This is a genomic window from Streptomyces sp. NPDC048584, from assembly GCF_043199595.1.
Taxonomy (GTDB): Bacteria; Actinomycetota; Actinomycetes; order Streptomycetales; family Streptomycetaceae; genus Streptomyces; species Streptomyces edwardsiae.
This window is the reverse complement of sequence record NZ_JBICWF010000010.1, coordinates 1-12,183: the sequence shown is the minus strand read 5'-3', so window position 1 is coordinate 12,183 and position 12,183 is coordinate 1. Positions and strand designations below refer to the sequence as shown.

9 protein-coding genes are annotated in these 12,183 nt (G+C 69.7%); 6 read left to right on the top strand and 3 right to left on the bottom strand.

The features are described 5' to 3' along the window. Positions 1 to 95: 95 nt before the first annotated feature. Positions 96 to 1,730 carry a protein kinase gene (locus tag ACGFR9_RS22160; RefSeq protein WP_393211299.1) on the bottom strand — a complete coding sequence of 545 codons (1,635 nt, stop codon included), beginning with the start codon at positions 1,728 to 1,730 and terminating at the stop codon, positions 96 to 98. 347 nt (positions 1,731 to 2,077) lie between these two features. Between ACGFR9_RS22160 and ACGFR9_RS22155 the strand changes: the two genes are divergently transcribed. From ACGFR9_RS22155 to ACGFR9_RS22140, 4 genes are all read left to right on the top strand, one after another. After that, entirely contained in the window at positions 2,078 to 3,697 is a 1,620-nt protein-coding gene (locus ACGFR9_RS22155) for a protein kinase (RefSeq protein WP_393211296.1), read from the top strand. A 398-nt stretch (positions 3,698 to 4,095) separates the two neighbouring features. After that, positions 4,096 to 5,295, top strand: a complete 1,200-nt coding sequence (gene pdhA / locus ACGFR9_RS22150) for a pyruvate dehydrogenase (acetyl-transferring) E1 component subunit alpha (RefSeq protein ID WP_393211294.1) — start codon at positions 4,096 to 4,098, stop codon at positions 5,293 to 5,295. A 1-nt stretch (position 5,296) separates the two neighbouring features. Continuing rightward, complete coding sequence (locus tag ACGFR9_RS22145) at positions 5,297 to 6,274, top strand: alpha-ketoacid dehydrogenase subunit beta (protein ID WP_393211292.1); 978 nt, start codon at positions 5,297 to 5,299, stop codon at positions 6,272 to 6,274. An 11-nt stretch (positions 6,275 to 6,285) separates the two neighbouring features. Beyond that, positions 6,286 to 7,656, top strand: a complete 1,371-nt coding sequence (locus tag ACGFR9_RS22140; protein WP_393211289.1) for a dihydrolipoamide acetyltransferase family protein — start codon at positions 6,286 to 6,288, stop codon at positions 7,654 to 7,656. 80 nt (positions 7,657 to 7,736) lie between these two features. Here ACGFR9_RS22140 and ACGFR9_RS22135 read toward each other — a convergent pair whose 3' ends face one another. Together ACGFR9_RS22135 and ACGFR9_RS22130 are read right to left on the bottom strand one after the other, a co-directional pair. Beyond that, positions 7,737 to 8,729, bottom strand: a complete 993-nt coding sequence (locus ACGFR9_RS22135; protein ID WP_393211286.1) for a Bro-N domain-containing protein — start codon at positions 8,727 to 8,729, stop codon at positions 7,737 to 7,739. 267 nt (positions 8,730 to 8,996) lie between these two features. Next, complete coding sequence (locus ACGFR9_RS22130) at positions 8,997 to 9,845, bottom strand: D-alanyl-D-alanine carboxypeptidase family protein (protein WP_393211808.1); 849 nt, start codon at positions 9,843 to 9,845, stop codon at positions 8,997 to 8,999. Positions 9,846 to 10,092: 247 nt separating this feature from the next. Here ACGFR9_RS22130 and ACGFR9_RS22125 point away from each other — a divergent pair, with 247 nt between their 5' ends. Together ACGFR9_RS22125 and ACGFR9_RS22120 are read left to right on the top strand one after the other, a co-directional pair. Beyond that, positions 10,093 to 10,746 (top strand): GntR family transcriptional regulator, encoded by a 654-nt coding sequence (locus tag ACGFR9_RS22125; RefSeq protein WP_311641689.1) that lies wholly within the window; start codon positions 10,093 to 10,095, stop codon positions 10,744 to 10,746. Beyond that, positions 10,743 to 12,038 carry a nitrate/nitrite transporter gene (locus tag ACGFR9_RS22120; RefSeq protein ID WP_393211283.1) on the top strand — a complete coding sequence of 432 codons (1,296 nt, stop codon included), beginning with the start codon at positions 10,743 to 10,745 and terminating at the stop codon, positions 12,036 to 12,038. The genes ACGFR9_RS22125 and ACGFR9_RS22120 overlap by 4 nt, the downstream gene beginning before the upstream one ends. Positions 12,039 to 12,183: the final 145 nt, after the last annotated feature.

Below are 12,183 nucleotides of genomic sequence, written 5' to 3'. Positions count from 1 at the left end.
GTACTTGTAAGCCCGTACCGGACGACACGGACAGCGCGAAGGGGCCCGGCATCCGATGCCGGGCCCCTTCGTCATGTCGTCCGGTACGGCCGGGGTCAGGACGGGGGGTTGCCCGTCGAGACCTTGAACGTGATCTCCGGCATGTCCTCGGGGTCGACGTCCGTGCCCGCCGGCGGGAACTGCTCCCGGATGGAGCCCTCGCCGTAGGTGTTCTCGTCCACGTCGACGATCTTGAAGTCGCCCCAGCCGGCGGCCTGGAGGCACTCCTTCACCGAGCCGATGTACTTGAACTTGAAGTTCGGCAGCCGGATCTTGTCGGGGTCGTTGTACGCCTCGTGCGGCTCCTCGCACTCTTCCTTGTCGATCGTCTTCGACGTGTCCGGACCGCGGTAACCCTCCACCGGGCCGGTCGAAGCCGACGTGGAGGCGCCTCCACCGCCCTGCGGGTCCTCACCGCCTCCGCCGTTCATCATCAGCGCCGTGATCAGACCGCCGACGGCGAGGAGCGAGACGGCGACCGAACCGATGATCACCGGCTTGTTCCAGCCGCCGCCGCCCGAGCCGCCCGAACCGGACGTCTGGGGCGTGATGTTGTACGGCGCCGGGGTCGACGGGCCCGGCTGCGGCGTGTACGGCGAGGGCGCGGGCGTCTGGTAGCCGCCCTGCTGCGGATAGCCGTAGGCGGGGGACGGTGTGCCGTACGGGTTCGGCGTCGGCGCCGGCTGGTACGGCGTCTGCACAGGGCCCGTGGGCGCCGGGGTGCCCTGGCCGACCGGCGGGAACACCGCGGAACCGACACCCGCGCCGCTCTGTCCCTGGGAGCCCGGGACGATGCTCGGCGGGGCCGGCTGGAAGGACTGCGCCACCCGCAGGCACTCCCCGCGCATGGACTCCGCGCTGGGGAAACGCTCGTTCGGATTCTTCTTCAGCGCGCGGGCGATCAGCGCGTCCACGGCCGGCGGCAGCGAACGGTTGATGGAGGACGCCGTCGGCGGCTCCTCCTGCACATGCGCGTACGCGATGGCCAGCGGCGAGTCCGCCTCGAACGGCAGCCGACCGGTGACCAGCTGGAACAGCATGATGCCGACCGAGTACAGATCGGAGCGCGCGTCGACGCCCCGGCCGAGCGCCTGCTCGGGGGAGAGGTACTGCGGGGTACCGACGACCATGCCGGTCTGCGTCATCGACGTGACCCCGGACTGCATGGCGCGGGCGATGCCGAAGTCCATCACCTTGACCACACCGCGCTTGGTCATCATCACGTTGCCCGGTTTGATGTCGCGGTGGACCAGCCCCATCTCATGGCTGATCTCCAGGGCCGCCAGCACGTCCGCGGTGATCTTCAGCGCCTTGTCGGCGGGCATCGCGCCCTGCTGCCGTACGTCCTCGTCGAGCACGGAGCCGAGCGGGCGGCCCTCGACGTACTCCATGACGATGTACGGCGTCGTCATGCCGTCCACATCGTCCTCGCCGGTGTCGAAGACCGAGACGATGTTGGTGTGCGTGAGCTTCGCCACGGACTGGGCCTCGCGGCGGAAGCGCTCACGGAACGCCTGCTCCCGCCCGAGTTCCGTGTGCAACGTCTTGATCGCGACCTGACGGTCCAGCACGCTGTCGTAGGCGAGGTGCACCGACGCCATGCCGCCCTGGCCGAGCAGGTCCCGCAATTGGTACCGTCCGCCGGCGAGCGCCCGCCCCGCGTACTGGCCCTGTGCGCCGTCCTGGCTCATGTTCCGCGTCCCCCGTAGCCTCTCCGGCGCCGCCGTCGGTGGCCGATCCGTCGTAGATCCAATGTGCTATTCCCGGCCAAGTCTGCCCCAGGCCACTGACACGTCAAGCGCGGTGCCCGTTCCGTGACCGTACGCGAAGGAAGCGTCGCGGAAGCGTTACAGCGGTCGTACTACCGGTACACGGAATTTGCACGACAGTAAGGAGAACGGGTTTCATGGCCGGTCCGTCTCGTGCCGGACCCGGGAGCCCGTCCCGGACCGGCGGCACACGCCGAGGCTGTAGCGTGGCCCGACGAAGACCGTGACAACACCGCGCGCACCGCGGGCAGAAACGACGGCGAGGACTGATGGCACAGCAGCAGCGCGCTCAGGGCCCGTCCGACCCCGAGGCGACTGGCGGCGGCATCTCGGACGCGCCGGACAACTGGGGTAACGGCGGGCTCGTGGGCGACGGCCGGTACCGGCTGACCCACCGGCTCGGCCGGGGCGGCATGGCCGAGGTGTTCGCCGCCGAGGACGTACGACTCGGCCGTACCGTCGCCGTCAAGCTGCTCCGCGCGGACCTCGCCGAGGACCCCGTCTCCAAAGCGCGCTTCACGCGTGAGGCGCAGTCGGTGGCCGGTCTCAACCACCATGCCATCGTCGCCGTGTACGACTCCGGCGAGGACGTCGTCGGCGGTCAGTCGGTGCCGTACATCGTGATGGAGATCGTCGAGGGCCGCACCATCCGCGACCTGCTGATGAACGCGGAGGCGCCGGGCCCCGAGCAGGCGCTGATCATCGTCTCCGGTGTTCTGGAGGCGCTCGCCTATTCGCACCAGCACGGCATCGTGCACCGCGACATCAAGCCGGCCAACGTCATCATCACGCACAACGGCGCGGTGAAGGTGATGGACTTCGGCATCGCCCGCGCGCTGCACGGCGCGTCCACGACGATGACCCAGACCGGCATGGTCATGGGCACCCCCCAGTACCTCTCCCCGGAGCAGGCGCTCGGCAAGGCCGTCGACTACCGGTCCGACCTGTACGCCACCGGCTGCCTGCTGTACGAACTGCTGGCACTGCGGCCCCCCTTCACGGGCGAGACACCGCTGTCGGTGGTCTACCAGCACGTCCAGGACATCCCCACGCCTCCGTCGGAGGCCTCGGACGCCTGCCCGCCGGAGCTGGACGGCATGGTCATGCGCTCCCTCGCCAAGGAGCCCGACGACCGTTTCCAGACGGCCGAGGAGATGCGCGGGCTGATCCAGTACGCGCTGCAGATGCTCTACGACCAGGGCGGCCACACCGGCACCTGGAACACCGGCCCCGTGGACATGCACGAGGGTCCGCGCACCTCCGCGGCGGGCTTCGCGGGCACGACCGCGATGCAGCACCCGGACATGGCCGGTACGGCGGCGATTCCGCAGCCGATCCTGCCCTCCGGCTACGGCAACGGGGACGACGGCGGCTTCGAGGGCCACGGCAACCAGGGCAGTGGCCGCGGCAAGCTGTGGATCCTCGCGGTGCTCGCGGTGATCGCCGTCGCGGCGGGTGTCGCGCTGGCGATGAACAACGGCGGCGGCGGAGGCGGCGGCAAGCCCGACACGTCCCCGTCCGTCACGCAGAGCACCGAGGACGAGAAGTCCAGCGAGAGCCCCAGCGACGAGGCGACCGAGGAGACGACCGACCCGGGCACCGAGACCGGCACCGACCCCGGCAACGGATCGGGCGGCAACTGGGACCAGCCGTACACGCCGTCGCAGGAGCCGACGTACACGGAGACGCAGCCCGAGGAGCCGACCGGCCAGCCGTCCGCCACCCAGCCGACCGAGACGGGCGGCACCAGCCCCGGCGGTGCGGACGGCGGCACCGAGGACGGCGGGACCGAGAACGGCGGCACGGAGACCGGCGGCACCGCGGACGGCGGCGCGGACGGCGGTGCCGCGGACGGCGGCGCGGGCAGCATCGAAGGCGTGACGGGCTGACCCCGTCCGGGCGCGACCGGCCGGCCTCCTCCGGCTCCGGTCGCGCCCCTGTCCACCTCGCGCGGAGTACCACGTTCGGTCGCGAAACTCGACCCTTCCCGTGCCCGGGGTGGCCGGGATAACGTGCCGTTGCCCCGGCCTCCTGCAAGGCTGTGACCAGCGCGCCTTCCAGACCTTCCCCGATTTACTTGGAAATCCAAGCAAAATCGCAGGTCAGGTGGGGTTTCACAGATGTGTGGAGCACTGGGTACCGTGCCTCTTGCAGGGCGCTCGCCGGGGCACCTGTCACGCCTGTTCCCCGGCCGAGTGGCACCCACCCCGTGCCCGGTGGTCGAGAAACAGGTGAGCCGCACTGGCCTGCCGGCAACCCCGGGGGCCGGACCGACGGAGGAGCACACGTGACCGTGGAGAGCACTGCCGCGCGCACACCGCGACGCAGCGCCGGAACGAAGGCCGGCACCACCGGCGCCAAGCGCACCACCAGCAAGAAGGCCACCGGCGCCGGGAAGAGCGCCGAGCCCGCCCTCGTCCAGTTGCTGACGCCCGAGGGCAAGCGCGTCAAGAACGCCGAGTTCGACAGGTACGTCGACGGCATCACCGCCGAGGAGCTGCGCGGCCTGTACCGCGACATGGTCCTCACCCGCCGCTTCGACGCCGAGGCCACCGCGCTCCAGCGCCAGGGCGAGCTGGGCCTGTGGGCCTCGCTGCTGGGCCAGGAGGCGGCGCAGATCGGCTCCGGCCGGGCGCTGCGCGACGACGACTACGTCTTCCCCACCTACCGTGAGCACGGCGTCGCGTGGTGCCGCGGGGTGGACCCGACCAATCTGCTCGGGATGTTCCGCGGCGTGAACAACGGCGGCTGGGACCCGAACGGCAACAACTTCCACCTGTACACGATCGTCATCGGCTCCCAGACGCTGCACGCCACCGGCTACGCGATGGGCATCACCAAGGACGGCGCGGACAGCGCGGTCATCGCCTACTTCGGCGACGGCGCGTCCAGCCAGGGCGATGTGGCCGAGGCCTTCACCTTCTCCGCGGTCTACAACGCGCCGGTGGTGTTCTTCTGCCAGAACAACCAGTGGGCGATCTCCGAGCCGACCGAGAAGCAGTCCCGCGTGCCGCTGTACCAGCGTGCGCAGGGCTTCGGCTTCCCGGGCGTGCGCGTGGACGGCAACGACGTGCTGGCGAACCTGGCCGTCACCAAGTGGGCCCTGGAGCGGGCCCGCGCGGGTGAGGGTCCGACGCTCGTCGAGGCGTTCACGTACCGCATGGGCGCGCACACCACGTCCGACGACCCGACCCGCTACCGGGGCGACGAGGAGCGGCTGGCCTGGGAGGCCAAGGACCCGATCCTGCGTCTTCGCCGCTTCCTGGAGTCCGCAAACCACGCGGACGAGGGATTCTTCGCGGAACTGGAGAGCGAGAGCGAGGCGTTGGGCAAACGAGTGCGCGAAGCGGTCCGTGCCATGCCGGACCCGGACCACTTCGCCATCTTCGAGAACGTGTACGCGGACGGACACGCTCTCGTGGACGAGGAGCGTGCGCAGTTCGCCGCCTACCAGGCGTCGTTCGCGGACGCGGACGGGGGTAAGTGAGATGGCACAGAAGATGGCCCTGGCCAAGGCGATCAACGAGTCGCTGAGGCACGCTCTGGACGCGGACCCCAAGGTCCTGGTCATGGGTGAGGACGTCGGCAAGCTCGGCGGCGTGTTCCGGGTGACGGACGGCCTGCAGAAGGACTTCGGCGAGAGCCGCGTCATCGACACCCCGCTCGCCGAGTCGGGCATCGTCGGTACGGCGATCGGCCTGGCCCTGCGCGGCTATCGCCCGGTGGTGGAGATCCAGTTCGACGGCTTCGTCTTCCCGGCGTACGACCAGATCGTCACGCAGCTCGCGAAGATGCACGCCCGCTCGCTGGGCAAGGTCAAGATGCCCGTCGTCGTGCGGATTCCCTACGGCGGCGGCATCGGCGCGGTGGAGCACCACTCCGAGTCCCCGGAGTCGCTGTTCGCGCATGTCGCGGGCCTGAAGATCGTGTCGCCGTCCAACGCGTCGGACGCGTACTGGATGATGCAGCAGGCCGTCCAGAGCGACGACCCGGTGATCTTCTTCGAGCCGAAGCGGCGCTACTGGGACAAGGGCGAGGTCGACACGGAGGCCATCCCGGGCCCGCTGCACACCGCGCGTGTGGTGCGCGAGGGCACGGATCTGACGCTGGCGGCGTACGGCCCGATGGTGAAGCTCTGCCAGGAGGCCGCCGACGCGGCCGCCGAGGAGGGCCGCTCCCTGGAGGTGCTGGACCTGCGCTCGGTCTCCCCGCTCGACTTCGACGCGATCCAGGCGTCGGTGCAGAAGACGCGCCGCCTGGTCGTGGTCCACGAGGCGCCGGTGTTCTTCGGGTCCGGCGCGGAGATCGCCGCGCGGATCACGGAGCGCTGCTTCTACCACCTGGAGGCCCCGGTACTGCGGGTGGGCGGCTACCACGCCCCGTATCCGCCGGCCCGTCTGGAGGAGTCCTACCTCCCGGACCTGGACCGGGTGCTCGACGCCGTCGACCGCTCGCTGGCGTACTGAGGGAGAGGGTCGTGACGACGATGACGAACGCGTCCGTACGCGAGTTCAAGATGCCGGACGTGGGCGAGGGCCTCACCGAGGCCGAGATCCTCAAGTGGTACGTCCAGCCGGGTGACACGGTCACCGACGGCCAGGTGGTCTGCGAGGTCGAGACGGCGAAGGCGGCCGTCGAACTGCCCATCCCGTACGACGGTGTGGTCCGCGAGCTGCACTTCCCCGAGGGCACCACGGTCGACGTGGGCACGTCCATCATCGCGGTGGACGTGTCGGGCGGCGCCGCGCCGGTGGCGGAGGAGGAGGCACCCGCCCCCGCCGAGGAGCCGACCGAGCCCGAGGAGAAGCCGGCGGCACGCCAGCCGGTCCTGGTCGGCTACGGAGTGGCGACGTCCTCGACGCGCCGCCGCCCCCGCAAGGCGGCGGCCCCGGAGACGGCCGCCCCGGAGACGGCCGCCCGGCCGGAGCTGAACGGCCACGGCGCCACCGGGGAACGCCCCCTGGCGAAGCCCCCGGTGCGCAAGCTGGCGAAGGACCTGGGCGTCGACCTGGCGACGGTCACCCCGACCGGCCCGGACGGCGTCATCACCCGCGAGGACGTCCACGCGGCGGTGGCGCCCGAGCCGGAGGCCGCCCCGGCGGCGGCCGAGGCGGTGCGGGCTCCCGCCCCGGTGTCGTACGACACCGCGCGTGAGACCCGTGTCCCGGTGAAGGGTGTCCGCAAGGCCACGGCGGCGGCGATGGTCGGTTCCGCGTTCACGGCACCGCATGTCACGGAGTTCGTGACGGTGGACGTGACGCGCACGATGAAGCTGGTCGAGGAGCTGAAGCAGGACAAGGAGTTCACGGGCCTGCGCGTGAACCCCCTGCTGCTGATCGCCAAGGCCCTGCTGGTCGCGATCAAGCGGAACCCCGAGATCAACGCGTCGTGGGACGAGGCGGCCCAGGAGATCGTGGTCAAGCACTACGTCAACCTGGGCATCGCGGCGGCCACGCCGCGCGGTCTGATTGTGCCGAACATCAAGGACGCCCACGCCCAGACGCTGCCGCGACTGGCCGAGTCCCTGGCCGAACTGGTCTCCACGGCGCGGGAGGGCAAGACCTCACCCGCGGCGATGCAGGCCGGCACGGTGACGATCACCAACGTCGGCGTCTTCGGCGTCGACACGGGCACGCCGATCCTGAACCCCGGCGAGTCCGCGATCCTCGCGGTCGGCGCGATCAAGCTCCAGCCGTGGGTCCACAAGGGCAAGGTCAAGCCCCGCCAGGTCACCACCCTGGCCCTCTCCTTCGACCACCGCCTGGTCGACGGCGAACTGGGTTCCAAGGTCCTGGCCGACGTGGCGGCGATCCTGGAACAGCCGAAGAGGTTGATCAGCTGGGCCTGAGGCCCATGGATCCACTAGGTTCATGACACAGGAGGGGCGCCGCAACTTCGGATTGCGACGCCCCTTCTGCTGTAGCGGCCCTACGGAAGCACCCACACCGGGGCGTCGTCCTCGGCCCCGCCCCGCGAGGAGATGCAGGCGTGTTTGCGCAGCAGCCGCAGGCACTCGTTGACACGCCGCACGGAAAGCCCCGTACGCGCGGCGATCGACTCCAGTGGCTCGCGCAGTTCACCCTGCTCGACGAGCACCGGAGCGATCACCACGGCCACGGCCCACACGTCCTCCGTCACGGACAGCCGGTGCCGCCAGTCGGCAAGGACGGACTCGGTGGTGCGCCGCGCGGTGAGGTGCCCGAAGGGCGCCCGGCGCTCGAGGACAAGGGTGTCGAACCGGTCCGCGATACGTTCCAGCGCCCGGACCATGGCCTGCTGAACGGCGAGGGTGGACTGCTGCACGACGAGCGTGGACTGCTGCACGACGAGCGTGGATTGCTGGGCGGCGAGCATCTCCTTCTGCAAAGCGAGCGATTCGCGCTGCCCGTCGGCCAGTTCCTCATCGAGCCGAAGGTTGTGCGTCTCCAACCGGACAATGGCCTCGGCGACCTGCTCCGGCATGGCGTAGGCGAGGGGAGCGCCGGGGTCGGAGGGCTGCACCTCGGCCTCTTCGAGAGAGTACGAACCCTCTCGCTGGACAGTTTCGATCACCTCGGCGACCCACTGCTTGAAGGGGGCGCAGGACGCTTTGGTGCAGGCGTTGACGAGCAGGATGAGGCCTTGCAGAGAGATGACTTGCAAGTCTCGACGCCACTCCCTACCTGCGGGAATGCTGAGACCGTAACCTCCAGTTACGGTCTCAAGAATGTCTCGATGCTCGTCCGGAACGTGGTCTGCGAGAGCCTTGCGAGAGTTGGTGTGTCCGAGTTCCTTGCAGACATCCACCGCCGGAAACCAGTGCATCCCGTCCGGCATCGTCAGCCTCCGGACCCGGGCCCCGGTAGCCGCGTACACGAAGTCGCTGACGTCGATCGCCTCGTGCCGCTCGGCAGAGCGCGGTCGCTTGCTGGGTTCGTTCATATGAACCACCTCCGCTGTGGAACGTAGGGCGCGGTGGAGGGCATATGCCAGCCAGTTCGATGATGTTCACGACTGCGAGCGAAAGCGAACGAAACCGCTGCGACGGTTCATTGCCATGTGTATGGATATTTCTCAGCAACGCTCTCACCTGCGTGAACACTGAGACCGTGACTTCCAGTCACGGTCTCAGGCCCCTCTCGGCGTCCCGCGACGGAGGCATGCGAAAGGGGCCCACCCGTGTCGGATGGGCCCCTGTGGCGCAGTGGGTCAGATCTTGCCGAAGCCGTAGGACAGGAGCTTCTTCGCGTCCTTCTCACGCTGGGTGGACGAGGACGAGGCGAGGACCGTGCCGATGACCGTCTTGCCGCCTCGGGTCGCGGCGAAGACCAGGCAGTACTTGGCCTCCGGGCCCGAGCCGGTCTTCACGCCGATCGTGCCGCTGTAGCTGCTGAGCAGGGTGTTCGTGTTGGTCCACGGCGCCATCGTGCGGGTGCTGCCCGTCTTGGTCTTCGTCTTCGCCGTGTACTTCTTCGTCTTCACGATCGCGCGGAACGTGGAGCTCTTCATCGCGCTGCTCGCGATCTTCGTCAGATCGCGCGGCGTCGAGTAGTTCTTGCCCTTGCCGATGCCGTCGAAGGAGTCGAAGTGGGTGTTCTTCAGGCCCAGTTTCTTCGCCTCGGAGTTCATCTTGCCGATGAACGACTTCACGCGGGCCGAACGCGTCGAGCCCGAGCCGAACTTGTCGGCCAGCGCGTACGCCGCGTCGCAGCCCGACGGCAGCATCAGCCCGTACAGCAGCTGGCGCACGGTGACCTTGTCGCCGACGATCAGCCGCGCGGACGACGCGTTGTTCTTCACGATGTAGTCGCTGTACGCCATCTGGATCGTGACCTTGGCGTCCAGGTTCAGGTTCTTCTGCGCGAGCACGACCTTCGCGGTCATGATCTTCGTCGTCGAACCGGTCGAGCGGCGGGTGTCCGCCGCCTTCGTGTACAACGACTTGCCGTTCGCGTTGTTCATCACGTAGCCGCCCTTGGCGACGACGGACGGCGCGGCGGCGGCCTGCGCGGGCGTGGCGTAGAGGGCTCCGGAGGCCAGCATGGCACCGGTGGTCATGGCGGCGCCGACGGTTCTGCGGAGCCGGACGCCCCGAATGTCGATCTTCAAGTCGAATACCCCGATTACCTGGAATGGCCGTACCGTGCGGCCGAGTCAGATGCGGCCGCAGGCAGGGGGCCGCACCTAACTGACTCGTACGCGGGACGCATGGTTGTGCGGAGGGGGAGGTCGATTCTCCCGGACTTCCGGGTCCGTATCGTGGACGGATTCTTCCACGCGTACGTGTTGTATCTATCCTGTCCTCATGAGCATGGCCGCCGTGAGGCAACCCCCCGCCGCCGACCGCGTCTACACCCACGTCAAACAGGGCGTCCTGGAACGCCGTTACGAGGGCGGGACGCTGCTGACCGAAGGCGAGCTGGCCGAGGCCACGGGGGTCTCGCGCACCCCCGTGCGTGAGGCGCTGCTCCGGCTGGAGGCCGAGGGGCTGATCAAGCTCTACCCGAAGAAGGGCGCCCTCGTGCTGCCGGTCTCCGCGCAGGAGATCGCCGACGTCGTCGAGACCCGGCTGCTCGTCGAGGAGCACGCCGCCAGGAAGGCCGTACCCGCGCCGCCCGCGCTCATCGCGCGCCTGGAGGAGCTGCTGGCCCGGCAGCAGGAGCAGGCCGCCGCCGGTGACTTCGCCGCCGCCTCCGTCACCGACCGCTGTTTCCACGCCGAGATCGTCCGCAGCGGCGGCAACGAGATCCTCTCCCGCCTCTACGACCAGCTCCGCGACCGTCAGCTGCGGATGGGTGTCGCCGTGATGCACTCCCACCCCGACCGCATCGCCAAGACCCTCGCCGAACACGAGGAGATCCTCGAAGCGCTGCGTTCCGGCGACGCGGAGGCGGCCGTCGGGGTCGTCCACCGGCACGTCGGCTGGTTCTCCCACCTGGCCAGGGGGGAGGTGCGATGAGCGGCAAGCTGCCCGGGGACCCTCCCGGCGGACGGCGCGCGCTCGCCGTGTGGGGGATCGGCGTCTCCGTCTACTTCGTCGCCGTCATCTTCCGTACGTCGCTGGGGGTCGCCGGCCTCGACGCCGCCGACCGTTTCCACGTCAACGCCTCGGCTCTCTCCACGTTCTCCATCCTTCAGCTGCTGGTCTACGCGGGCATGCAGATACCCGTCGGGCTGCTGGTCGACCGGCTCGGCACCAAGAGGGTGCTGGGCATCGGTGTCGTGCTGTTCACGGCCGGACAGCTCGGCTTCGCGCTGTCGCCGTCGTACGGCATGGCGCTCGCCTCACGGGCGCTGCTGGGCTGCGGTGACGCGATGACGTTCATCAGCGTGCTGCGGCTGGGCACGCGGTGGTTCCCGGCCCGGCGCGGGCCGATGGTCGCGCAGATGGCGGGGCTGGCCGGTATGGCGGGCAACCTCGTCTCCACGCTGGTCATCGCCCGGCTGCTGCACGGCGTCGGCTGGACGGCGGCGTTCGCGGGCAGCGCGGTGGCGGGTGTCGTGGTGTTCGTGCTGCTGGTGCTGTTCCTCAGGGATCACCCCGAGGGGTACGAACCGGAGCCGGTTCCGCATCAGGGCGCGGCCTATGTACGCCGTCAGATCGCCCTCTCCTGGCGGGAGCCGGGGACGCGGCTGGGACTGTGGGTGCACTTCACCACGCAGTTCCCGGCGATGATGTTCCTGCTGCTGTGGGGGATGCCGTTCCTCGTGGAGGCGCAGGGGCTGTCCCGGGCGGCCGCCGGTGAGCTGCTGACCCTCGTCGTGCTGTCCAACATGGCCTTCGGGCTCGTCTACGGGCAGGTCATCGCCCGGCACCACGGGGCGCGGCTGCCGCTGGCGCTGGGGACGGTGGGGGCGACGGCCGTGGTGTGGGCGGTCACTCTGGTCTATCCGGCGGCTACGGCGCCGATGTGGCTGCTGGTGGTGCTGTGCGCGGTGCTGGGGGCTTGTGGGCCGGCGTCGATGATCGGGTTCGACTTCGCTCGGCCGGCGAATCCCGCCGAGCGGCAGGGGACGGCGTCGGGGATCACGAACATGGGGGGATTCGTGGCGTCCATGACGACGTTGTTCGCGGTCGGGGTGCTGCTGGATGCGACGGGGGACGACTACGGCGTCGCGTTCTCGTCGGTGTTCGTGCTGCAGGTTCTGGGGGTCAGTCAGATTCTGCGGTTGCGGAAGCGGGCGGTGCGGGCGGAGCGGGAGCGGGTGGTCGCGAGCAGGGTGTCGTCCGTGCACGTGCCGGTGTCGTGACGGGTGTTGCTGGTGGGCGGGGTGCCGTCGCGCCCACCCGTGCGGTGGGTTGGGCGGTGGCCCGGTGTTGGGGGCTGGGCGGGGGGTGTTCGCGCGGCCCGGCGCTTGCGGGGTGCCGTCGCGCCCACCCGTGCCGCCCTGCGGC

Coding starts and splice junctions, on each gene's coding strand:
- ACGFR9_RS22160 (WP_393211299.1), bottom strand. CDS start 1,730: ATGAGCCAGGACGGCGCACAGGGCCAGTACGCGGGGCGGGCGCTCGCC.
- ACGFR9_RS22155 (WP_393211296.1), top strand. CDS start 2,078: ATGGCACAGCAGCAGCGCGCTCAGGGCCCGTCCGACCCCGAGGCGACT.
- ACGFR9_RS22145 (WP_393211292.1), top strand. CDS start 5,297: ATGGCACAGAAGATGGCCCTGGCCAAGGCGATCAACGAGTCGCTGAGG.
- ACGFR9_RS22135 (WP_393211286.1), bottom strand. CDS start 8,729: ATGAACGAACCCAGCAAGCGACCGCGCTCTGCCGAGCGGCACGAGGCG.
- ACGFR9_RS22130 (WP_393211808.1), bottom strand. CDS start 9,845: ATGACCACCGGTGCCATGCTGGCCTCCGGAGCCCTCTACGCCACGCCC.
- ACGFR9_RS22125 (WP_311641689.1), top strand. CDS start 10,093: ATGAGCATGGCCGCCGTGAGGCAACCCCCCGCCGCCGACCGCGTCTAC.
- ACGFR9_RS22120 (WP_393211283.1), top strand. CDS start 10,743: ATGAGCGGCAAGCTGCCCGGGGACCCTCCCGGCGGACGGCGCGCGCTC.